The following is a 24,303-nucleotide window of genomic DNA, read 5'->3' as shown; positions in this document are numbered from 1 at the left end:
GGAAACAGTCAAGGGCTTCTTGCGTTTAGATACCTGCCTGTACTTCCCTGTACAAGCTATTGCATATCTGCCGTACCCCCCGACCGGCGCTGTTCCGCAGCAGTGTGACGCATCGTTATAGCCAGCATTTATTGTAAATCAAATATTCGGCGGTCACTACACAAGCTACTTGTAATCACTAGCAGCATGTCCTGTCTCAGCTATTACCCCAATGGTTTACGGATGTGAGAAAGTCTCGGTTTTTGGATATATCATTCGTATTTCTATTAGATAGGATTGAAAACTTTTTAACACCATAATTTTCGCTGTTGCCGATTTTATGTTGTAAGATTGCTACACCTTTGCCTGTAAAGGATGAATATATCGGCAGGAGCTTTGAGTTTGGTGTTTGAAACTATTGTGGGATATTTTATATGTATGAAGATTGGGATTAAAGGAGCATATAGAAATTATAATCCGTTCTATTTGAGATATTGAAACGACTCACATGTTGTATAATAGTGAAATATCAATTATTATATATTGGAAAGTGGAAAGTCGGACACAGTAAGGAGGTATCTGTATTGCCAACGGTCTATATGGAATACAAATACCTGATGTTCTTGGCTATTACACTATACCCTGGAAGAATAGCTGCATTGCTTTAATCTTCTTCTGTATAAAAGTCGATCAACGAGGAAATATAAGGGTCTTCCCATCCATCCGAGATATTTTCAAAGTCTTCATCCGGTATATTTGTCTGCCTAATTTCCAAGGATGTCCCTTTTTTATGTTCATGCAGCTTTAATGTAACAATCGAAGGGTTGTCTGTTTCACCGAAGTACCATTCTTGCACAATTTTTGTCGAAGGTTCCAGTTCCAAGAATCGGCCAGTTATAGCACCATCCCATAAGGAGAATTCTCCGTTGATAGTAGCGTCTATGGACACTAGGTCTCCTGTCCAAAGACGAGCGGTAATTTCGGTCGTTAATGCAAGATACAGCTCCTCTGGAGTTGCAGGAATAATAGCATATTTCTTGAATTCTTTCATGGTGCAAAGTTACTCTTTCTTGTAATTTACCACTTATTTTGACTTCATTTTTATTTATCTTAATTTTATCGCAAACTATTAGGACAACATGAGTAATTTTCTGCCAAATTCTTTAGTGAAAAAGTTAGGAGTGAATCCATTATTTGATACAGATGCATTTATTAAGATACATGAAGAAGGTATTCGGGCGACGGCAATACGCCTAAACCCTAATAAATTAGAAGATTGTCCGTTTCCTAATGCAGAACAAGTTCCTTGGTGTCATGTGGCTTATTATCTTCAGGATCGTCCAGTGTTTACGTTAGATCCTTTATTTCATGCTGGAGCATACTATCCACAAGATGCTTCTTCCATGTTCATAGATCATATTATTCGAAGTTTGAAGTTAAATGAAAGGAGTGTTCGGGCGTTGGACTTATGCGCCGCTCCAGGAGGAAAGTCTACTTTATTAAACAGTAGTTTGCATCCGGAATCGCTCTTGGTTGCAAATGAAATTATTAAAACTAGGGTTACCGTCCTGCAAGATAACTTAATGAAATGGGGAAATGCTAACACAGTAACGACAAATAATGATCCTGCAGCGTTTAATCGCCTTCCAGGATACTTCGATTTGATGGTTGTTGATGCCCCATGTTCTGGATCTGGAATGTTTAGAAAAGATACCGATGCCATCGATGAATGGTCCGAAGCTAATGTTAAGCTTTGTAGCGAAAGACAACAGCGAATTTTGGCTGAAAGCTTGGAGACTTTAAATAAGGGCGGATATTTGTTCTATTCAACGTGTTCTTATTCTCCGGAAGAAAATGAAGATATTGTCGATTGGTTACTGGATAGCGGTGATTTCGAATCTATTGAAATAGCTATTGAAGAGCATTGGGGAATTGATCATACAAGTTCTAATAAGCATCGTGCACACGGTTATCGATTTTACCCGCATAAATTAGGTGGAGAGGGCTTTTTTATTGCTGTCCTTAAGAAGATTGGCGAACAGGAAACGCTCAATAGAAAGCGAATTAAACCCGAAAAATCAGATGTACCTAGAGGAATTCTAGATAATTGGATTTCGGATAGTGCCAGTTTTCATACTTTTCTTCATCATGAGGATGTATATATTTTTCCAAAAATGTATGAACATGATCTAAAGTATCTCCAAAATGTACTTTATCTTAAGAATGCGGGAACTAATGTTGGGAAACTTAACAGAAAGGAGCTAATACCAAGCCATGCGCTGGCTTTGAGCATTCATTTGACCAAAGACTTCCAATTGGTGGAATTGTCGCTTGAGGATGCCCGCAATTATCTTAGAAAGGAAAATATAGCTGTGGATACGATTGGCGAAAATATTCAAGGATGGGCCATAGCAAGTTTTCAAGGTAAACCTTTGGGCTGGATGAAGGTATTGACCAACCGAATAAACAACTATTATCCAAAGGAATTGAGGATTGCAAATTTATAAGAGCTGGAGACATTGTACTCCAAGGGGAGTATATATAAAATTTGCTTAGGATAGGCTCACGATAATTGAGCAGATATCTTTAGCAACTTCTTCTTTCGATTTTAGGCTAAACTCACGGGTATTTCCAGACCGATCGATTATAGTGACTTTATTGGTATCCGTGGCAAAGCCGGCACCTTTATCTTGCATGGAATTGAGCACAATAAAATCCAGGTTTTTTCGAACCAATTTGTCTTTTGCATTTTCGAGTTCATTATTGGTTTCCAATGCAAACCCAACGAGTAACTGGTTTTCTTTCTTTTTGGCACCTAAAGTAGCTAGAATATCGGCGGTTTTCGTCAGCTCGATAGCGAATTCGTTTTCTTTCTTTTTTATTTTTTGGGTAGCGACTTCAACTGGAGTGTAGTCTGCCACAGCAGCGCTCATCACAACAATATCTGCTGCTTCAAAATATTCTTCGCAGGCGCTCAGCATCTCAGCTGCCGAGGTAACTGAAATCGTATAGACGCGCTCGGGTAATTTCAGGGCAGTCGGTCCCGATACTAGCGTGACATCTGCGCCAAGTTCTTCAAGTTCTTTGGCGATGGCATAGCCCATTTTTCCACTTGAATGATTGCCAATGAAGCGGACTGGGTCTATAGCTTCATAAGTAGGGCCAGCTGATACTAATGCTTTCTTTCCTGCTAAGGGCAGTCCTCGCTCCGAAAATTTAACTAAGAAATCCATTATTTCTTCCGGCTCCGCCAAACGCCCCTCACCAACTAGACCACTTGCCAGTTCCCCTTTTCCCGGAGGAATGAGGATATTGCCATAAGAACTAAGCTTATTAATATTGGACTGTGTTGAAGGGTGTTTCCACATATCTAAATCCATTGCTGGAGCGAATAGTACTGGACATTTTGCTGATAGATACACGGCTGTTAAGAGGTTATCGCAAAACCCATTGGCCATTTTGGCCAAGGTATTTGCCGTTGCTGGTGCGACTAAAATATAATCTGCATTTAAAGCAATTTCGACATGATTGTTCCATTCCCCGGTATTCGGCTGATAATAATCTATTAAAACGGGGGTTTTGGAAAGTGTGGAAAGCGTAAGCGGGGTAATAAAGGCTGTCGCTTCTTTTGACATGACTACGTTAACTTTGGCTTCCGCTTTTACCAAAAGGCGGATAAGGGATGCAATCTTGTATGCGGCAATACTGCCGCATACAGCAATTACAATATTTTTCCCAGCTAAAGCCATTGTTTAAGTATTAGTCCTGCTCTTTTGAAGGATTTCTGTAGTACACTTTATCGTGTAAAAATTCATCAATAGCAACCAAAGTAGGCTTTGGCATACGCTCGTAATGTTTTGAAATCTCTATTTGTTCACGGTTTTCGAATACCTCTTCCAAGTTATCGTTGTTGCTCGCGAATTCAGCAAGTTTTCCATTCAATTCTTCTTTAATATCTACTGCAATTTGGTTCGCGCGTTTAGAAATAACTACAATAGATTCATAGAGATTGTCAGTGCCTTTGTCCAATTGTCTCAAGTCACGTGTGACTGTAGAGTTTGGAACTGAATTGTTATTTTTTTGACTCATCTTTTTGGGTATTTTCTTTTTCTTTTTTCGCCTTTTGTTCTTTAATATACACTTCCTGCTCCGCAACGGCCTTATTATAATCCTTCACTTGAGAGAGGGCGGTTTTAATCCCTTTTTCAGAATTCTCACGAAGAGATTCTGCCTCTTTCATATGTTTGCTATTCGGAAAATTACTTGCGAAGCTACGGTAATAATCCAAGGCATCATCAAATCTGCTTTCTTGTTTCAGGAAGAAACTTTTTGACGCATAGATGTATTGTGCTTTTAAGGTTAAAAACTCAATCTCTTCTGCGTATTTTGTATCAGGGTATTCTTTTAATACATTCTGTAATGCGATGACAGCTGCCCTATAATCATCCGTAAGACCCATATCATAATACAGTCTTGCATTAGCAAATGCTTTAAGCTCAAGTTTATCTCTTAATTTCTGAATAAGATCTGCGGCTTCTTTGGACCGTTCCGATTCGGGATAGAGATTGACGAAGAGCTGTAATGCATCAATTGCCTTTCTTGTATTTGCTTGATCTAACGTCGATCTCGGAGAATCCAAGTAATAACAATAGGCATGCATAAAGCGACATTCCTCTGCTCTTGCACTATTTGGATAAACATCCGCAAAATCTTTAAAGTGAAATGCTGCAGATGTATAATCTTTCAGACGGTAGTTGGCAAATGCCAAATAATAGTAAATATTTTCTGCTTCAGCTTGTCCACGGAATTTGGTCCGCAAGTCATCAAACAAAACTAACGCCTTTGTATATTTCTTTTTCTCATAAAGTTTTACGGCCTCTTCGTACTTTTGAGCGATGTTATTGCTTGCGCGCAATTTCTCAAATTTACTTTTACAGCCAGTAAATACCAATAGAAACATCATGCCGGCACAGATAGCCGCTATACGCCTATTTAAAAACATTTTACAAAGATAAGTGAATTTGTTATACTAATCAATTAAATTTTACTGCGCAATATAGTTTAATAATTATTTGATCGCAAAAACAACATTTCTTATTAACATTCTTTAACTCGATTGTAGCTCGGAAGAGGGTATATTGTCATATACTTGTTGTTTTTCCAATGGTAGCGAAGCCTAAAAATACACATTTTAAAATATTTGATTATCTTTACATATTACAATCATTGAATAGCATTAAGAGTATGACTTTAAAAGAAAAAGTTGAGCAAGCATTAGATACCTTGAGACCATATTTGGAGACTGATGGCGGAAATGTGAGTGTTGAAGAGATTACAGCGGATAATGTCGTGCGTTTAAAATTATTGGGAGCATGTGCTTCATGTTCAATGAGCATTATGACCTTTAAAGCTGGTTTAGAGCAGGCAATTAAGAAAGCTGTTCCTGAAATTACAGCAGTAGAGGCTATTAATTTAACAGATCCAGATTCCCCAGAAGCAACTTTACCCTCTGTTAATTAGTTTTTCTATTAACACAATTTAACGGCTAGTTCGGCTACTTTTGTTTAAATTTGTTCTATGAAGTTGCTGGTTTCTATATTATTTGCTGTATTTATACTTTTTTGTTCCGCTGCATTACAAGCGCAGGAAAGGAAAATTATTCAATATTCCGGTATCGTAACAACGGTTGGGTCTGGACTTCCTGTAGGTTATGCGACTGTCACTAATTTATCTTTCCGAAATGAAGCATTTGCTGCAAATAACGAGGGCTATTTCTCTTTTGTGGCACATGTAGGCGATACAATTCGTTTTACCTCTGTCGGTTTTGATCCTTTAGTTGTCACTATTCCTGAGGTTTCTGGAGATAAATATACCGCAAATATCATTATGCAAAATCTAGTGACGGAACTTCCGATGGTAACGCCCTATCCTTGGGCAAGTATAGAAGAGTTTAACATTGCATTTATGAATCTAGACGTTTCTGAAGATAACATCGTTAGAGTAAGAAGATCCTTGTCGTATGAGTCCTTGTCTGCAATGGCAGCTGTAATACCACGTGACGGAAATGAAATGCGTTCAATTAATAATGCGCAGAGCTTTAATACCATGAATAATAAAGTCATCAACCAACGTTATGCTAATCCATTGTTAAATCCTTTTGCATGGGGCAGTTTAATCCAACAGATTACAAAAGGAAGTCAGAGCCGAAAAAGTTCAAGTTATTAATCAGTCGATTTTAGTTTATTGAGTTCTCTCACACTTAATTTAGCGGAGAAATAGGAAACTAGACCAGAGATGCCAATGACTGTTATGAATACTAAAATGTAATCACTCCACTTACTTACCATAGGGTAGCTGTCAATAATGGTATTCGCTCCATCTTCTACACGAATGATTCCATAGACTGACTGAATATAGTTGAATATGCCGCCTATCAATAGACCTAATACACAACCGATAATAGCGATCATAAGACCTTCATAAAAGAAGATACGTTGAATTAGATTATCAGCCCCACCCAAACCTTTCAGGATCGTCATATCCTTTTGTTTGTCCAGTACAAGCATGGTTAAGGAACCTACAATATTAAAGATTGCAATTACACTGATTAAGGTCAGGATAAAGAAGACGACCCAGCGTTCAACACGTACATTTTTATATAAGGTGGGGTTTTGTTTTTCTCTATTCTTTACAATATAATCTGGTCCTATTTTCTTTTGTAATGTCTGCCCAAATAAGTTGACATCTATACCATCTTTTAGGTAAAATTCGATCGATGAAACGCGGTCATATTCTCCGAGAACCTCTTTAGCAAATGAAATCGGTGTAATTATCAAATTGTCAAAATCTTGTTGATAGCGCATTACCCCTACAGGAGTTATGGATCGGATGTTGAACTCTTCAGCAGGATTGGAGGAATTTTTTACCCCTTTTCTCGGTGAATACACTTGAATTTGTCCCGAAGAGTTCTGCATAGGAATCGCCAGATTTGCCTGTACGCTAGCCCCTAGAATTGCGAGGTTAGTCGAGTCATGAGTAAGTTTGTATTGGCCATCTACGAGGATACTGTCTCCGGTCTTCTTACTTAGCGATTGAGGTTCGACACCTTTTATATTTGCAATAAATTGTCTATTTGAATATTGTAACAATACCTTCTCTTGTAGAACCTCCGTATAATGAACCACATTAGAATCTTTTCGTAATTCGCTGAAGATAGCCTGTTTGCTATCAAAAAGTTTGCCTTTCTTGGGTTCAATCTTCAGCTCAGGAGCAAACTTACTGTACATGGATAGTATCAGCTGTTCCATTCCATTGAATGATGATAACAAAATGATTAATGCGGCACTACTTACCATTACGCCAATCACACTAATTGAAGAGATGATATTAATGGCATTAACTGATTTCTTAGAAAACAGATATCTTTTTGCAAATAGAAATGGCAGGTTCATGACTTTTATCCTTGGATAAATGGATTAGAATTTTTTTCGAAGCCAATCGTAGTCGATGGGCCATGCCCCGGATAGACGATCGTGTCGTCGGGCAAGGTATAAAGTTTTGTTTTTATGCTATCCAAAAGCTGCTGGTGATTTCCCCCAGGAAGATCAGTACGGCCAATGCTATTGCGAAATAGAACATCTCCTCCGATCAAGAATTTTTGATCAGCTGAATATAAGCAAATATGTGCAGGGGAATGTCCAGGCGCAAGAATGACCGTTAGCTCATCATCATCTAAATGAATGGTATCATCCTCATTTAGAAATGTTTCCCCAATTGGGGAAATGTCATATCGGATGCCCATTTGAGGAGCATAATTCTGAACCGCTACTAAAATTGGTACCTCACCTTCGTGAAACTGCGGAAGCAAGCCAAATTTTTCATGGACAAAACTATTCCCCAATACATGGTCAATATGACAGTGTGTATTTAATAGGAGTGTCGGCTTGAGTTTATTGTTTGCGATGAAAGCTAGGAGTTCTTGCTGATCTTGCTCGCCGTACATCCCAGGATCAATGATAATGGCATTTCCTGACTCGTTATAAAGTAGATAAGTATTCTCCTGATAGGGATTGAAAGTGAATGTTTTGATCGTAAGCATAGTGGTAAAATTACAGTTTTTATTGATTTCTTACTATTGAAAGGTCAACTATTCCAGATTTCCCAGTTTTTTTCTGCTTGTAGAACCAACATTTCATACCCGTTTTTGATTCTGGCACCTTTTTCTTTGCTTTTTCGAAGAAACGTTGTTTCCTCTGGGTTGTATATGAGATCATAACAGAGGTGATTCTCAGTTAAGAATTCGTAAGGAATTTTCGGATATTCTGCTGTATTGGGAAATGTACCAACCGGTGAACAGTTGATAATCAAAGTATGGTCAGCTAGGATAGCACGATCAATTTCATCATAAGTGAGCTGGCCTGCCTGTTTGGTTCTGCTTACTAAAGTATGTGTTATTCCAAGTTGATTCAGGGCATAAATGACAGCTTTTGCAGCGCCCCCATTACCTAAAATCAAAGCCTTCTTATCCGCTTGGGGATTTAATAGCGGCTTTAGCGATGCCTCAAAACCATAGGCATCTGTATTGTAGCCTTTAAGATGTGTTATGCCATCTGATGTATGGCTGATTCGAATACAGTTTACAGCTTGTATTGCATGAGCTTCTTCCGAGAGCTCATCCAAATAATCCATAACCTCTATCTTATAGGGAATGGTCACATTGACACCGTAAAAGTCTTTATTGGAAGCAATTATTGTAAAATCGGCTATTTGAGCAAGTGGATATAAATCATAATCCACATCGGTAATACCCTCTTGATGAAATTTTTCTAGATAATATTTTTTTGAAAAAGAATGCCCTAACGGGTATCCTATTAAGCCTAATTTTTTCATTTGAATTGCGAAAAGTACGTTGTGGGAACAGGAATATATTTTCAATTTTAATATCCGGTCATTGCTATGCAATGACCGGATATGAGCCTCTTACATGTTAATCTTTCGGCTTTGTATATTTTTTTACAATTTCAGTAATAATCTGATTCCCTTGTAGCTGTGGAAGGTAATCAAAAAGAATATGATGCTTATCGGGATTCGTCGCCAGACCAAGCTCTAAAAAGTTCAGCGCTTCATTGTATTGTCCATTGGCAAATAGATAAGCAACCACACGATAGTATAGCTCTGCAGCATCTGGATTTTGTGTGATGGCATCGGATATTACATCAATGGCTTCTTCAATTTTACTTTGTTCAAATAGAATGGAGGAATAATCGAGCCACGCATCTATATCTGTTGGGTTCAAAGCGACTACCTTTTTATAGGCTTCTTCTGCAAGATCTATTTGTTGTAGTTTGTATCGGGCATCGGCAATCGCAAACCAGTAATCGGGGTTTGTATCTTCCAGCTCCAATGCTTTTTTATAGAAATGAAGAGATTCAAAATAACGCTCTTCGAAATCTAAGGTGACCCCAATACCGAACCAGGCATCAGCAAGCTCCGCATCTAATTTGACTGCCTTTTTATAATAATTGCGGGCTTCCTCCATCTGCTCAAGTTTCTCATAACATTCGCCAATCGCACAATAGGTGTCAGCACTTGGTTGCTCATATTCAAATGTTTGTTTGTATACGTCCAATGCTTCCTGATAGCGATCTAGATTAACAAGAGCGTTCCCCTTATTGAAATAAGCTGAAGAAAAGTCTTCTTTAATTAATATAGCATAGTCGTATGCGTCTAAAGCTTCCTCAAACCGACTGATTTTATGGAAAGAATTTCCCAAATTGTACCAAGCATAGTAGGAGTATGGATCTGAATCAATGTATTTTTTATAAAAGGAGATACTTTCCTCTTGTCTATCCAATACATCATAACAGTAGGCCAATTCATAGAGTGCTTCTTGGTAATCCATGTTGAGCTCAAGGGCTTTCTTTAGATAAATTATAGCCTTGTCATAATTCATTTGCGCTTGAAAGATCATCGCAATATGGAAATAGACCTCATCTTTATTATCTAATAGCGGAAGTGCTTTGAAGAGCTGTTCCAAAGCATTATCAAACTGGCCGATACTGCCTAATATGCCGCCACGGATCAAGAAAATGTCTCCTTCTGAAGCTTCCAATAATTCCGCTTTATCAAGCGCTGCAAGTGCATTCTGATATTGTTGAATCGTTGAAAACAGTTGTGCCTGTTTCAATAGGAAGGTAATATCAAAAGGGTGTTGGCTGATCGCATATTCGGTAACCTGTAGGGCCTTAACAGGGTCATTTTTTTCAGTGTAGTAATCAATAATTCCTTCAAAAGCCTTGGAGTCAAAAAAATACTGATCCTCGTTTCGAAGCATTTCCTCATATCTGTCCACCGAGATTTTTCTTTCTTCGGGGTTTTCAAATTCAAAATCCTCTTCCATTCTCAAAAGTTTAAAACCAGTATTCTGTTCTTTAATTCAAAATACTAATTTCTTATCTAATTTGTTCGAACTAATTTTCCACAAATCGGATATCCTCCACAAAGTTAAGGATAAATACGGGTAAAATAAAAAAGCCGGCTTTAAAGCCGGCTTCTAATATAATGGTATAAGTTATATACGATTATTTTTTGATCTCAACACGACGGTTTTGAACACGACCTTCTTCAGTAGCATTAGATGCAACTGGGTTTTTCTCTCCGTAACCGTTAGCAGTGATGCTTGATGAAGAAACACCAGCGTTTACTAAATATTGTTTTACAGAGTTCGCACGGTCTTTAGATAAAGTCAAGTTATAAGCTTCAGAACCTTCAGCAGAAGCATAACCATCTAATTGTACAGATGAATTGTTATCACGTAACTCTTTAGCCAATTTGTCTAATGTAGAGTAAGATGAAGTTTTCAATACTGAGCTATCAAATTCGAATTGAATTGGAGCGTAGTAACCGTTAGAAGTAACGTTGTTAGCAACTGGCTCTGGGAATTTGATTGGACATCCTGAACCATCTACTGGAGTACCAGCTGGAGTACCAGGACATTTGTCAAATTTATCAGATACACCATCACCATCAGCGTCAGCGCTTAATGTGTTAACAGTACCTTCTAAAGTGCTTACACGTTGTTTCAACGCTTCAACTTCGTTTCTCAATGAAGGATCTTTCAACTCATCATACAATGTAGCAACTGGGTTAGCAAAAGTCAAGTTTTGTTTGTCTTTCGAACCTAAAGTGAATTCTAAACCAGCCATCACTGTAGAGAATTTACCTTTGTAATCTGTACGAGCGGGACCATATAATAAGTTATCATCAGTAAAGTTCATTGTATAACCTAAATTCAAGGCAACAACTTCTGATAATTTGAATTTAGCACCAACACCTACAGGAACGAAAGCCGTTAATTTGTTATCACGGTCACCTTTGAATTCACGGTCACCGAAGATTTCAGATCCCCAATTACCTTTATTGTTATAAACCTCTGTTCCAGAAAAGTCTTCATTTCCAAATTGAACAGGATTATTAGCCAATACTCCTAAACCTACTTTAGCGTAGAAGTTAACCGCATTTTCTCTTCTTAAGAAATCAATAGTTCCTAATTGAAATACACCATTAATGCTAGCTGCCCAATTTACATCAGTTTGTGCAGATTTAGCAACACCATTACGATTAGTTCCAGAACCAGCTTCAAATCCGTTAAATCCGTCAAGAGCTTTGTTATAAGTTTTGATCTTACCACGGTTTGCTTCTAATTCTAAACCAAAAGTGTGAGAGAATTGTTTACGGATAGTTAATCCGTAGTATTCACCAACTTTGTTTTGGAAGTAACCTACTTTTTGTCCAAAAGCATTTGATCCAGGAAGAATTGTGTTTGGTGTAGTGATACCACCTTGAACTCCGATAGACCAAGTTCTGTATTGTGATCTACCACCGAATACTTGTTGAGCTTGTGCTGTACCAGCGAAACCTAAAGCGGCAACTAATGTAGCAGCAACTGCTGTTTTTTTAATTGTAGAATAGTTCATACTCTTGTTTTTAAGGTTATTATTAATTTTAATTGTTTTCAAATTTAATTATCGTATTAACACATGGAATAGTACAATTGCCGTGCCAAAGTCTTAAAGTTATGTTAAAATTTTGTTTTTGCTATATTTTGTACTAAATTAAGTATTTAATGTGAAACAACAAAACAAAAATCCGGTACGAAAGTACTAAATTTTTGTTTTGTTTCAATAGGTTTAAGAAAAAAATTAAGTATTTTTTTCTAAAGCAAATAATGTACGACCAATAACGACAACGCGCCCAACAAAGCTGAAACCGGAATGGTTAATATCCAAGCCCATAACAAGCTAATTGTTACCCCCCAACGTACTGCTGATACACGTTTGACAACACCAACACCGATGATTGCACCTGTAATGGTATGCGTAGTTGAGGCTGGTATCCCAAAATGTTCTGTGATACCCAAGGTGACAGCTCCTGCAGATTCAGCACAAACACCTTCCAAGGGTGTTACTTTTGTAATCTTGGTTCCCATCGTTTTAACAATTTTCCACCCACCGCTCATTGTTCCGGCAGCGATTGCTGCGTAACAAGTTAATGGAATCCATTCAGGCATGTGTTCAGTCGTTGGGACATAGCCACCAGCAACCATCGCTACAAGGATAATTCCCATGACTTTCTGCGCATCATTACCTCCATGTGCAAAGCTCAAGGCGGCAGAAGAAACAAGTTGCAATATCTTGAACCATTTTTCGGCAACACTTGGACGGGAGTTTTTTGCCAGGTTGATTACAATCAATGTGATGATAACCGATATCGTCATACCTATAATAGGGGCCAGTACGATAAATGCAATAATCTTTAAGGTTGCATCAATATTGATGGCGTGGATAGGATCTGCGCCAAGGATGAACGCGTAAGCCATTCCCGATCCTGCAAAACCTCCAATAAGCGTATGGGATGAACTGGATGGCACACCATAGTACCATGTAAATAAGTTCCAACCGATTGCTGCAAGTAACCCCGCAAAAATAACTTCTAAGGTAATGTATTCTTCCAATACTGTTTTTGCAATGGTATTGGCTACTTTATGATCTGTAAAGTAGAAGTAAGCTGCAAAGTTGAATATCGCAGCCCATAAAACGGCCATTGCTGGCGTTAAAACTTTTGTTGATACAACTGTCGCAATAGAATTGGCGGCATCATGGAATCCATTGATGTAGTCAAAAGCAATCGCAAGGACAATTACAACAACGAGTAATGTTGACATCATAATCTCGTAGAATTTTTGTGCACTTAAATCGAATGATTATGCGTTTTTAACCAGAATGCTTTCTAATACGTTAGCAACATCCTCACATTTATCGGTTGCATCTTCCATTGCAGATAACACTTCCTTGTGTTTAATTAATGAAATTGCATCTTTTTCAAATTCAAAAAGGTCAGCTACAGCTTTATCGAAAATATAATCCGCTTTGTTTTCTACGCTATTGATGCGAACACATGAATCCGTAATATTGCGGATATTTTTCAAATCTCTAAGCTCATGAATAGCTTTTGATACATGTTCTGTAGCTTCGACTAGTAAGTCAGCAATTTCAATCATTGGCTCGGTGGCCTTTTCAACCTTGTAAAGGTCCATTCTATTGGCGGCACCATGGATAAAATCTGCGACATCGTCCAATGAGCTTGCCAAAGAGTGTATATCTTCGCGGTCAAAAGGAGTGATAAAGTTCTTTCCCAGCTCCAAATGAATTTGATGCGTGATGTTGTCGCCTCTATGTTCCAAATCTTCCACTTTGCGTGTTAATTCCTTTTTCTTTTCAGGATTGCTTGAGTTAACAATATCTTTTAACAACTTTGACATCTCGATCAAGTTGTTGCCGGCTTGTTCAAACAAAGGGAAGAACTTTTTATCCTTTGGAACGAAGTATTGAAAAATGCTATTTAAAGACATATCTTAAATTTATTTTTGCAAAAATAATACCTTAATGTTAAGTTAATGTTAACATTGATTTTGTTTAAACACAAAAGTGTCATCAATTGTTTAATTACCGGACTGAACTTTTTGTAAAGTAAAGCCGAATGTTGTTCCAATGCCCTCTGTACTACGCACATTTACGTTTTGCTGATGTGCTTCGACAATGTGCTTTACGATAGCCAATCCTAATCCTGATCCTCCAATATCGCGTGATCGGCTCTTATCAGTTCGAAAAAAGCGCTCGAATACACGGCTCAGATTTTTTTCTTCGATGCCATAACCGTCGTCTGTAATTTCGATAAGAACCTGTTCAAACAGTGGGAAAATCTTAATTTTCGTTGTCCCGCCCTCTTTTCCATACTTTAGGGAATTATCTATCAGGTTGTATAATACCTGATGAATTTTATTTCGGTCAGCTTTAACCCAATGGGGTGTACCCACTTTGGGTTTGAATTCTATTTTGATATTGTGTTGTTTAGCTTTGTCTTCAAGAGAGTAGGTGGTGTCTTTAATGAGGTCGACGATATCGAATTTTTCTATATTCAGGACCATTTTTCCGGATTCTAGTTTGGATATTTCATCAAGATCCTGAATCAGGTAATTTAGCCGGTCTAGATTCCGGGCAGCCTTATCTAAGAAATTCTTGGCCATTTCCATGTCTTCTTCCATCAGGCCATCTTGCAGGGTCTCAATGTAACCTTGGGTGGCAAATAAAGGCGTCTTGAATTCATGAGAAATGTTGGATAAAAACTCTCTTCGGAATTTCTCCTGTGATTTTAACTGCTCTATCTCATTTTTTTTATCTTTTGCCCATGCTTTGACTTCGTTCTCAGCATCTGTGATAGGATCCTCACTGACATGTTCTCCGATAGCATCTTTAAGATCCTTACCGAGTTTAAGGTTATGAATTAATTTATACATCGTATTGAGTCTACGATATATATATTTTTCAAATAGATAGTTAAATAGAAGGAAACTCGTTACCACAGCAACAAAGAAAATGATCAGCGCTGTCTGTAGGTCATGTTTATAATAAAAGCTGATCGTAGATATTGCAATGCCGACAGCTGCGGAGTTTGCCAGTAGTAATTGTTTAAAGTTCATTTGCAGAATAAAAAAGGCCCCTGATTTGGAGCCTAAGTTACTTATAATGATATTAATAAATTGTTAAAATTTTCCGATAATCGTTTTTGCTCCAGTAACCTTGTCACCAATGTTAACATTGATTTCAGTGCCTAAAGGAAGAAATAAATCTACGCGGGAACCGAATTTGATAAAACCAAACTCATTGCCTTGCACGACTTCGTCTTTTTCTTTTACATACCATACAATGCGGCGCGCTAAGGCTCCTGCTATTTGGCGGAAAAGAACCTCCCGACCAGCCTTATCTTTGACAACGACTGTTGTTCTTTCGTTATCTGTAGATGATTTGGGGTGCCAAGCCACCAGAAACTTACCGGGATGGTATTTAAAGAACGTGACTAAACCACTGATTGGGTTTCTGTTGACATGCACATTGACAGGAGACATAAATATAGATACCTGTATACGCTTATCATGGAAATACTCATTTTCCTCAGTTTCTTCGATAACAACAACTTTTCCATCCGCTGGACAAAGAATCACGTCATCCTGCGGGTTGACCACTTTTTTGGGACTTCTGAAAAACTGGACAACTGTAATGAATAGGAATGCTGATAGCGCATAAATAAACCATTTGGCATATTGCGGAGCGTCATAATAATCCGCAACGGCATTGATAATGAAGATAAAAAGTACAGCGATCGCTAATGTGGTGTATCCTTCTTTATGAAATTTCATATCTATTTATTTCTGCAAAGATAATTATTTACTCGAATTGTCTATTTGTCTTTCGATTTTAATTGAATGGGTATAGATTTTTCCATCGTTACCCTGTGTGATCCCACCAGACACTCTGATGAGGTCGTCTTGAGGCTGGTTGTCTTTATACGTAGGGAAATAGAAGTCAATACTTCTAGCAATACGGCTCAAAATGCCATCGAAAGATTCGTTTCCGGAATCTGATGTTAACTTGAGACTTTTTAGATTAGCCATTCCGGTTTTCTTTACTTCCACGAGGTAAGAAAAATTAACCTGCTTGGTGATATCTAGTCCGGTTTTATTGAGATTGTCATTAAAACGTTTAGTTAAGAAAGCATAAAAATTGGAATAATCATCAAAGCTGCAAGACTTACCGTTAAATAGTTCCGCTCGTATAAAATAGTCATAAGGGAGGATGCTTAGCGACATGAAATCCTCATTATTTAGGTCGCCATTGTCGTCATATGTCATTGTGAGTACACCATTTGCAAAGCGTTGTGTCATAGCATAAACGGGTTGCTGACCCACATTGTAGAAATATGTATTCCAGTTTCCCTGTGGCCTGCCGCTTTTTACCTTTCCTTTGCGTAGATAGAAATCAAACCCAAATTCAGTAAATCCTTCAAACGGAATAGAAAATTCATAATTGCCTTCGCCATTTATTACTTCCTGTTTGCCCCTGTTGTCCCAGTAATCTTTTATAAAGTAGCCTTGTTCACTATAAGTTATGGTCAATAGTGGTTTTCCGTCCGGATAGTAATATTTCCAATCACCGATCGGATGGTTATTCTGGAAATTTACTTCCCATTTCAGCACTCCATTTGGATGGAAGGCTTGAAATACGCCTTCTTTTTTGCCATCTTTATAGGAGCCAATGAGTATTCTCGCTCCATTTGGCGCAAAATCGCGAAACTCTCCGTCAAAGACTTGCTTTGCAAAATCAAATTTGCTCACACGTTCAATCGTTTTAAACTCGCACTCTTTTGAAACCAAATAATAATATTTGTCAAAATAAAAACGAATCAATCCCTGGTCTAATTTTTCATAGAATACAGGTTTTTCATCCTGTGCATACAGGTTTGTAAAGCTGCACACAGACAATAATAATAAGATATGGATGAATTTTTTTATCATAACTTTAGTGTGCTTCTAGCCAATTTTTGCCTTCTCCAATTTCTACGATCAAAGGAACACTTGTTTTTATAGCATTGGACATCTTGTCCAAAATAATTTTTTTGAATACCTCGATCTCGTCTTTAGGTACGTCAAAAACCAATTCATCGTGCACCTGCATGATCATTTTGCCTGTTAAACCTCGCTGCTCAATTTCCTTCTGAATGGCGATCATGGCAAGTTTGATCAAATCTGCCGCCGATCCTTGGATCGGAGCATTAATTGCGTTTCTTTCAGCGAATCCGCGAACGGTGATGTTTGCAGAATTGATATCTCTCAAATAACGTCTTCGTTTTAAAATTGTTTCAACGTAACCCTTCTCTTTTGCAGACTCGACGGCATCACTCATGTATTTTTTTATACCTGTATATTGGTTAAAATATTCATTGATGATATCGGATGCTTCTTTACGAGATATGCCAAGGTTTTGGGAAAGGCCAAACGCCGACTGGCCATAGATAATGCCGAAGTTAACTGCTTTCGCATTGCGACGTTGTTCAGAAGTAACGGCATCAAAATCCACATTATAGACTTTCGCGGCTGTTGCCCGGTGGATATCGTGACCTTGACTAAATGCTTCCATCATATTCTGATCTTTACTGAGTTCGGCAATCAGGCGGAGTTCAATCTGTGAATAATCGGCTGAGAGGATCACGTTGTTTTCAGATCTTGGGATAAAGGCTTTTCTGACTTCTCTCCCCCGTTCGGTACGGATCGGGATATTTTGCAAGTTCGGATTAGTTGAGCTCAGACGGCCTGTTGCGGCAACCGCTTGATTGTATGACGTATGAATGAGCCCTGTTTCGGGGTTTATCAATTCAGGTAGCGCATCAACATAGGTAGATTTGAGTTTTTGCATCTGCCTAAAGTTCAAGATATCTTGGACGATATCTGATTTATGGGCCAATGCCAATAACACATCTTCACCTGTTTTATATTGTCCCGTTTTTGTTTTTTTAGCTTTAGGATCCAGTTGCAGTTTATCGAATAAGACTTCTCCCAATTGCTTAGGGGAGGCGATATTGAAATTTACGCCCGCTTTCTCAAAGATGGATTCCTCGAGATTTTTAATGTCCTGCTCCAGTGTTTTTGAAAACTCTTCAAGTGCCGGAACATCTATTTTTACACCGTTTCGTTCAATTTCAGCGAGTATATAGACTAATGGGAATTCGACATCCCGAGCGAGCTGCATGGTGTTGGTCTCGACAAGAAGCGGGTGAAACACATTTTTTAGCTGCAGGGTAATGTCTGCATCTTCAGCAGCATATTCTTTTATTTTTTCGACTTCAACGTCGCGCATATTCCCTTGCTTCTTTCCCTTTTCACCGATAAGTTCGGTGATTGATACCGGGCTGTAATTCAGGTAATTTTCTGCAAGTACATCCATCCCGTGGCGGGTATCTGGATCAATTAGATAATGTGCAAGCATGGTGTCAAAAAGGGAACCTTGTACCTTTACACCATAGCGTGCTAATAACAAAATATCGTATTTGATGTTTTGTCCTATTTTCTCAATGTTTGGGTTTTCTAGAACTGGCTTGAAAATATCGACTATAGCTTGAGCACCCTCACGATCGGCAGGTGTTGGGACATAATACGCTTTAGCGTTTTCAAAAGAAAATGATAAGCCCACAATATCGGCAAGGTTTGCATCCAATCCTGTTGTTTCTGTGTCGAAACAAAAACTATCTAAAGACGCAAGCTGTTCGGCTAGCGCTACTTGTTTTTCCGCTGTGTCGGCCAAAACATACTCATGTGTTGTATTATGTATATTATTTATTGCGACATTTTCGACACTGATTTCAGTGACAATTTCGGTCGTGGTAATTGTCGTCGTTGTTGTCGAAAATAAATCCATTTGCCCATTTGTAGGAATGCTCTTGTCAAGTACGGAGAATTCATCGCCGAAAACTCGTTTTCCAAGTGTTCGGAATTCCAATTCTGCAAATAGTGGTTCAAGGATTTCTTTGTTTGGATCTTCCAGTTCTAGCGATTTTTCATCAAGTTCAATGGGTACATCCAATAAAATAGTGGCTAATTTTTTGGAGATAAGCCCTTGTTCTGCAAAATTCTCCACATTCTCGCGCATTTTTCCTTTAAGCTGATCCGCGTTAGCGATAATGCCTTCGACAGATCCGTATTCCTGAACAAGTTTTTTCGCTGTTTTTTCTCCAATTCCAGGTATACCAGGGATATTGTCCACGGCATCGCCCCAAAGACCAAGGATATCGATGACCTGGCAAACGTCAGAAATTTCCCATTTTTCAAGAATCTCTTTGACACCTTGTACTTCTGCTCCATTACCCATGCGTGCAGGTTTATAGATAAAGATATTTTCAGACACGAGTTGCCCGAAATCTTTATCCGGTGTCATGCAATAGACCTGAAAATCTTGCTTTTCAGCCTTTTTTGCCAGCGTACCGATAATATCGTCGGCCTCGTATCCATCCATGGTGATGATCGGAATATTGAAGCCCTCAATTAAGCGATTGATATAGGGGATAGAGGCCGCAAGGTCCTCTGGCATAGATTCGCGATGTGCTTTATAAGCTTCAAATTCAATATGTCGTGCGGTAGGTGCCGCCGTGTCGAACACTACTGCTATGTGGGAAGGTTGCTGATTTTTCAATACATCCAATAGGGTATTGGTAAATCCCATGATTGCTCCCGTATTTAACCCTATTGAGGTAATTCGGGGAGTTTTGCTCAATGCAAAATAAGCTCTATATATAAGAGCCATTCCATCTAGAAGAAATAGTTTTTTCACAAAATTGAATTTTAGTCTCCTTACAAAGGTAAGAAATTCATCAAAGGGTAAGTTTAATAAATTTTTCCGATTTTTGTACTATGACACATTTAATGCAACAGGATTTATGAGAGGACTGGTAACTAAATCGACAGGGAGTTGGTATCAAGTTTTGGGCGAAGATGATAAAAGATACGATTGTCGTATTAAAGGAAAGTTTCGTACTAAAGGAATAAAAACGACTAATCCTGTTGCTGTGGGGGATTGGGTACATTTTGATGTGGAACCTGATCAGGAAAGTGCGGTCATTCACGAACTGGAACCTCGTCGAAATTATATCATTCGAAAATCCGTCAATTTGTCTAAGCAAACTCAAATTATCGGAGCAAACCTGGATCAAGCTTTTTTAGTGGTGACACTTGCCTCGCCGCCAACATCTTTAGGTTTTATCGATCGCTTTCTAGTAACAACGGAGGCTTACGGAATTCCTGCCGTAATTATTTTCAATAAATTGGATCTTTTTAGTGATGAGGGGTTGGAGATATTGGCAGACTATAAAGCTATTTATGAACATATTGGCTACCCCTGTTTCGAGGTTTCTGCGTTAACCGGTACCAATATCGACGTTGTCAAGCAACTGCTTAAAGATAAAATAACCTTGGTATCAGGTCATTCTGGGGTTGGCAAATCAACGTTGATCAATGCAATCGTTCCTGAATACGGGTTGAAAACTGGTGAAATCTCCGATTGGTCTGACAAAGGAAAGCATACAACTACTTTTGCTGAAATGTTTGATCTTCCTTTTGGAGGGAAGTTAATTGATACGCCTGGTATTCGTGAGTTGGGAATTGTCGATATAGAAAAACAGGAGCTATCCCATTTTTTTCCAGAGATGCGCGCGTTGATGAATCAATGTCGATTTCATAATTGCAGGCATATCAATGAACCCGGTTGTGTCATTATGGAAGCTGTGGAAGAAGGCGATATTGAGAGTTCCCGCTATGATAGCTACCTCAGTATATATCATAATGAAGATAGTAGATCTTAATCTTTATAAAAATATAGCGCCTNNAGGCGCTATATTTTTATAAAGCAAGGTAGGCGGCAGCCCTTATTGTATCGCTTGTGTCAAGTTTAAAAAGTCGCGAAGATAGGTACACTCTTTTGACGCGATGGTAAAGAATGGGGTATCTTTATATTGTGTGCTCAATTCTTTGAAGTACCTATTTTGCATTGAAAAGCGATAAAAAGGATTTTTCAAAGGTGAATCATAATACTGCCAACGCGATTCATTGGTATAAACAAAATCCTTTTGTTCGCTTTTGGCCAGCATAAAAGTGCATTTAGCCTTGAATTCTTTATTGGAACTGAGCGCGCGCGCTTTGCTATACCATTCCTTTGCCGATTTAGTCTGTAGGTAGTTTCGTTGCCAATGGAGTGTTGAGGGAGCATGGTTATCTGTCGATGACCAATCGTAGGATACGATGGACCATGCATTGCCGTAGGTACTTGTCTGATAGATACCTGTAGCCATTTGAAAGTAATATTCCGCTTTTTTCTGATTGTCTTTTTCCGTTTTTATCGCATTTTCCAACCGCGCCATCCGTTCAGCATATTTTAGTTTGGTTGTATTTTCCTTTCCGTATTTTTTTGGATAGTCATTTATCGTCACAATAAAGGGGTTGGGTTTGATGTCATCTTCATCCGTGCTATACCAGTTTTTAATTTCCTTTATTTTATGGTCTTTAGGAAGTGCTGCTAATGTTTTTGCTGCTTTTTGGAAATCCAGTTCGCGCAAATAAGTTGTACCCAGTAATTCGGTGAGATAATCCCTATTAAAATGTTTGATATCTTTCAATAAGAATTTAGACAGGGTGTTCTGTTGGGAATTGTCCGACAATAAATTCCTTATTTTTAACAGCGTTTTAGGTGTAAGGCTATTTTCCCAAAAGTGCATTGTTGTCCACTGCATATTATCTTCCAATGAGTCTTTCACAAAGCCATAGTTGTAAAAAGCATCTGCCTTTACAGCAGCTAAACTAGCCATAGCGGTGTCTTGTGTGTTCAAATAGTGTTTTACAACAAGATTTTGTAAAATGTTCCGGCAGATTAAACTATAGTTGCTGTATTCAAAAGCACTATAACCCCAGTTTTGTTTGCGGATATCTTCTTTACCATCTAGTTTTGCTTTTTCTTCTAACCACGATAAGGTTTTGGTCAATTGAACTTCATCCAGCTGCTTACTGCTTTGCCAGTCCGTCAATTGTGTGAGCAATCGGGTAATTTGAAGCTGATCAATCAATTTTGGACTGAGGTCAGTCTCTTTTATTCCAGCAAGGTATTCTTTTGCTAAAGCATTTTCCTTATTCATCCAACTTAGGTAGGCAGCAGTAATAAGGCCCAATTGGGGTTGAACATATTTTTTGTCGCGATAAAGTTTTAGCGCAAAATTGCGGAGCGAATCCAGATGTAGTTTAACCTTTCCTTTATCGTCATTTTTACTGTAGTAATTATAATTATCGCTACTGAGGTAAAAAGACTCGTTCATTTCTGTTTCTATCTTATTGACTTCGCGTCCTAATAGTACCGCATTGACGGTGTTAGCAGGATCGAGCTGATAGCAGTCGCTCAGATATTTCAGGGCATAGTCACTTGTTCCAAAGCCAATGATCGCATTGATGTTGAATTTATCGGCATCATTTTTTGCATATTGAAATATCTCGGCATCGCTGGCTGTAATATAATGGAAATTAGCATATGCGAGGATACGCCTTTCCGGACTGGCGGTGAATAATTTGGAAAAGAGATAAGCTGCCCTTGCAGGATCACCATTTTTGCGGACAGCCCCCGCATAGTTGGACAGTGCCCAATTGAGGATAGCTTCGTCTCCCTTAGCAGATTGCAGGTACTTTTCATAAATCGTCATGCTCTTGGCGTATTCCTGCCCAAATAGATATAAACGGGCAGCTTGATAAGCATAGCGGATATAGAGAAAGCTATTTTTGGGGTACTTGGGGATCTGCTGTTCGGCGAGTTCAGCTAATTGTGTGATTTCTTTGAAATTTCGGGTATCCGGATCCCAATAGTTATGTTGAATATTCGTGATGGGTTCCTGCTTTTTGGTGAACATAAAATAAGCGCGTTCAGCTTCATGTTTTCCGTCAATCAATGTGCTTAAGAACGTATTTCCTTTAATGGAATCTGGCAGGTTGATCCAAGTCGACTTTTGTTGATTGCTCGCTAAATTAGCGGTTGCAGCGTTGCTGTTGTACATCAATTGCTCGACATCCTTAACCTTGACCTGGGAACCGAGGTGCTTCACCCAAGTTTCGGAATTGATTAAACTTTCTTTGACTGGTGCTTCCTCCGTATAAAGAAATTGGTAGGGGATGAATTGAAAGGCAGAAAATCCATTGTCCTCCAGATTGGGGAGATAATATGTCGTTTGATTGTCATAAGGATCCACTTCAGGACCACAGGCGATATTGGTTGCAATCTCTCCAAAGAAGAAAGCTAATGTAGTGCTAGAAAGCAGCAATAATTTTTTGTAATTCGGCATTGCCATGGTTTGCTAGTGTAGCTTGATCTAAATGATAAAAAATAATCCGGTGTTCTTTTCCTTTCAGCTCTCCCTTCAAAAATTTTGCCGTTTGTAGGAGTTCATCCTGATTGATGGATTCAAAACGTATAACATCTCCCTTTTTAAGGTTTGCTTTTGGGAGATCCTTTGTTAAAATATAGAGGTTCGTATTGGGGTTATGGGTAAATAACGCCGAGTCTTTAATATCCTCTTCGTTGATATGTTTTGAAATACCGATGTAATTATTATTTCTGAAAACGACAAACCACTGAAATAGCGGTAATGCAATATCCATTTCCATGGGATAGTTGCGTAATGTTCCGCTTAGATAGGTCTTGAGGTCCTGTTGATTTAAAATGGAGTTCTGATTGCCAAATTGTCTGAGATTTCCCATGTTGTAACACATCAACATCGCTTTTTTCACAGGCGGAATTCCGCTGGTGACCGTATTTTTGACTTGGTGGAGCCGCAGCGTAGAGCTCACGATAACATCTTTTAATGCCGGTAATTGCTGCAAATAGCTGAGCAGATAGAAAAATTTATCACGGGATGTCTTTGTCCAATCGCAGTCCAGTTGGAGTTCGGTAAATTTTTCTTTCCCAGCTTGTTGTATTTTAGCCGTCACAAACGGAACAATCTTATTTGCCACTCCCCTGATCTGCAGGCTATCCATCTCTGCAAAAACACGTTGGTTGACGAATACTACAGGAATCAATTGCTGTTCTTTGGGGACAGGTTGCGTAAACGTAATGGGGCTAATAGGGACGGCTTGTACACCGGATGGATCGAGATCAATATCCATGATGCGGACATAGATAGATTTCGCGTCAATTTCTTTTAAGGAGCGGCTTTCTGCGGTATCTAACTGAAATACGGTCTTCCAAAAATAGAAGCCCGTTTCATGCTTTGTTTTGGTGCAGGAACCTAAAAAAAGTAGAGATAGTGGTACAAGAAATAAAAATAGTTGTGTTTTACGCAGCATATTCACTTTATTTAGTCGTAATTCAAACAAAATGGGCTTAATTTTGTTTGTTATTCAATAAAATAAAG

21 protein-coding genes are annotated in these 24,303 nt (G+C 38.6%); 4 read left to right on the top strand and 17 right to left on the bottom strand.

The annotated features are described in order from the left end of the window. Window positions 1-643: 643 nt before the first annotated feature. The gene (locus B3H30_RS16750) at window positions 644-1,030 is read right to left on the bottom strand and encodes an SRPBCC domain-containing protein (RefSeq protein WP_070560908.1); all 387 of its coding nucleotides are present in this window, start codon (window positions 1,028-1,030) and stop codon (window positions 644-646) included. An 88-nt stretch (window positions 1,031-1,118) separates the two neighbouring features. Here B3H30_RS16750 and B3H30_RS16745 point away from each other — a divergent pair, with 88 nt between their 5' ends. Beyond that, window positions 1,119-2,486 carry a methyltransferase RsmF C-terminal domain-like protein gene (locus B3H30_RS16745; protein WP_286777431.1) on the top strand — a complete coding sequence of 456 codons (1,368 nt, stop codon included), beginning with the start codon at window positions 1,119-1,121 and terminating at the stop codon, window positions 2,484-2,486. 45 nt (window positions 2,487-2,531) lie between these two features. Here B3H30_RS16745 and coaBC read toward each other — a convergent pair whose 3' ends face one another. Genes coaBC through B3H30_RS16730 form a run of 3 tightly spaced genes read right to left on the bottom strand, consistent with a single transcriptional unit; the run spans window position 2,532 to window position 4,981 of the window. Next, window positions 2,532-3,728 carry a bifunctional phosphopantothenoylcysteine decarboxylase/phosphopantothenate--cysteine ligase CoaBC gene (gene coaBC / locus B3H30_RS16740; protein ID WP_286752844.1) on the bottom strand — a complete coding sequence of 399 codons (1,197 nt, stop codon included), beginning with the start codon at window positions 3,726-3,728 and terminating at the stop codon, window positions 2,532-2,534. Between the two features lie 10 nt (window positions 3,729-3,738). Further along, window positions 3,739-4,068, bottom strand: coding sequence for a DNA-directed RNA polymerase subunit omega (locus B3H30_RS16735; protein ID WP_046671627.1), 330 nt, complete (start codon window positions 4,066-4,068; stop codon window positions 3,739-3,741). Next, entirely contained in the window at window positions 4,052-4,981 is a 930-nt protein-coding gene (locus tag B3H30_RS16730) for an outer membrane protein assembly factor BamD (protein ID WP_112375121.1), read from the bottom strand. Before B3H30_RS16730 ends, B3H30_RS16735 begins: the two co-directional genes overlap by 17 nt. 242 nt (window positions 4,982-5,223) lie before the next feature. On the opposite strand from B3H30_RS16730, the gene B3H30_RS16725 reads away from it, so the two are divergent. After that, entirely contained in the window at window positions 5,224-5,499 is a 276-nt protein-coding gene (locus tag B3H30_RS16725) for a NifU family protein (RefSeq protein WP_046671629.1), read from the top strand. A gap of 57 nt (window positions 5,500-5,556) precedes the next feature. Then, the gene (locus B3H30_RS16720; protein WP_070560915.1) at window positions 5,557-6,204 is read left to right on the top strand and encodes a carboxypeptidase regulatory-like domain-containing protein; all 648 of its coding nucleotides are present in this window, start codon (window positions 5,557-5,559) and stop codon (window positions 6,202-6,204) included. Here B3H30_RS16720 and B3H30_RS16715 read toward each other — a convergent pair. The 11 genes from B3H30_RS16715 to polA all read right to left on the bottom strand — a co-directional run bounded on the left by B3H30_RS16715 (window position 6,201) and on the right by polA (window position 19,694). After that, window positions 6,201-7,430: an FtsX-like permease family protein gene (locus tag B3H30_RS16715; RefSeq protein ID WP_070560917.1), complete on the bottom strand. Its 1,230-nt coding sequence runs from the start codon at window positions 7,428-7,430 to the stop codon at window positions 6,201-6,203. The two genes, B3H30_RS16720 and B3H30_RS16715, sit on opposite strands and share 4 nt — an antisense overlap. A 5-nt stretch (window positions 7,431-7,435) precedes the next feature. After that, a complete protein-coding gene (locus tag B3H30_RS16710; RefSeq protein WP_070560919.1) occupies window positions 7,436-8,077 on the bottom strand; it encodes an MBL fold metallo-hydrolase in 642 nt (213 codons plus the stop codon). Between the two features lie 44 nt (window positions 8,078-8,121). Beyond that, entirely contained in the window at window positions 8,122-8,868 is a 747-nt protein-coding gene (locus B3H30_RS16705) for a shikimate dehydrogenase family protein (protein WP_070561041.1), read from the bottom strand. A 97-nt stretch (window positions 8,869-8,965) separates the two neighbouring features. Continuing rightward, entirely contained in the window at window positions 8,966-10,378 is a 1,413-nt protein-coding gene (locus tag B3H30_RS16700) for a tetratricopeptide repeat protein (RefSeq protein WP_112375119.1), read from the bottom strand. 181 nt (window positions 10,379-10,559) lie between these two features. Continuing rightward, a complete protein-coding gene (locus B3H30_RS16695; protein WP_286709821.1) occupies window positions 10,560-11,954 on the bottom strand; it encodes an OmpA family protein in 1,395 nt (464 codons plus the stop codon). A gap of 239 nt (window positions 11,955-12,193) precedes the next feature. After that, a complete protein-coding gene (locus B3H30_RS16690; protein WP_046671636.1) occupies window positions 12,194-13,204 on the bottom strand; it encodes an inorganic phosphate transporter in 1,011 nt (336 codons plus the stop codon). Window positions 13,205-13,240: 36 nt separating this feature from the next. Further along, a complete protein-coding gene (locus tag B3H30_RS16685; RefSeq protein ID WP_046671637.1) occupies window positions 13,241-13,888 on the bottom strand; it encodes a DUF47 domain-containing protein in 648 nt (215 codons plus the stop codon). Window positions 13,889-13,978: 90 nt separating this feature from the next. Beyond that, window positions 13,979-15,016, bottom strand: coding sequence for a sensor histidine kinase (locus B3H30_RS16680; protein WP_070560922.1), 1,038 nt, complete (start codon window positions 15,014-15,016; stop codon window positions 13,979-13,981). 63 nt (window positions 15,017-15,079) lie between these two features. Further along, a complete protein-coding gene (locus B3H30_RS16675) occupies window positions 15,080-15,733 on the bottom strand; it encodes a phosphatidylserine decarboxylase family protein (protein WP_070560924.1) in 654 nt (217 codons plus the stop codon). A 24-nt stretch (window positions 15,734-15,757) separates the two neighbouring features. After that, window positions 15,758-16,888: a toxin-antitoxin system YwqK family antitoxin gene (locus B3H30_RS16670; protein ID WP_070560926.1), complete on the bottom strand. Its 1,131-nt coding sequence runs from the start codon at window positions 16,886-16,888 to the stop codon at window positions 15,758-15,760. Window positions 16,889-16,892: 4 nt separating this feature from the next. Next, entirely contained in the window at window positions 16,893-19,694 is a 2,802-nt protein-coding gene (gene polA / locus B3H30_RS16665) for a DNA polymerase I (protein WP_286777228.1), read from the bottom strand. Window positions 19,695-19,800: 106 nt separating this feature from the next. On the opposite strand from polA, the gene rsgA reads away from it, so the two are divergent. Beyond that, entirely contained in the window at window positions 19,801-20,721 is a 921-nt protein-coding gene (rsgA, locus tag B3H30_RS16660) for a ribosome small subunit-dependent GTPase A (protein ID WP_070560929.1), read from the top strand. Window positions 20,722-20,784: 63 nt separating this feature from the next. Here the strand turns inward: rsgA and B3H30_RS16655 are convergent, their stop codons facing one another. Further along, window positions 20,785-23,238 carry a hypothetical protein gene (locus B3H30_RS16655; RefSeq protein ID WP_286709824.1) on the bottom strand — a complete coding sequence of 818 codons (2,454 nt, stop codon included), beginning with the start codon at window positions 23,236-23,238 and terminating at the stop codon, window positions 20,785-20,787. Then, window positions 23,198-24,235: a hypothetical protein gene (locus B3H30_RS16650; protein ID WP_286709825.1), complete on the bottom strand. Its 1,038-nt coding sequence runs from the start codon at window positions 24,233-24,235 to the stop codon at window positions 23,198-23,200. The genes B3H30_RS16655 and B3H30_RS16650 overlap by 41 nt, the downstream gene beginning before the upstream one ends. Between the last annotated feature and the right edge of the window lie 68 nt (window positions 24,236-24,303).

Origin of the sequence: Sphingobacterium sp. UBA7038, assembly GCF_002494055.1 — a bacterium.
GTDB lineage: Bacteria > Bacteroidota > Bacteroidia > Sphingobacteriales > Sphingobacteriaceae > Sphingobacterium > Sphingobacterium multivorum.
Note: the sequence above shows the minus strand (reverse complement) of the source record. Positions and strands in the feature narration are given on the sequence as shown.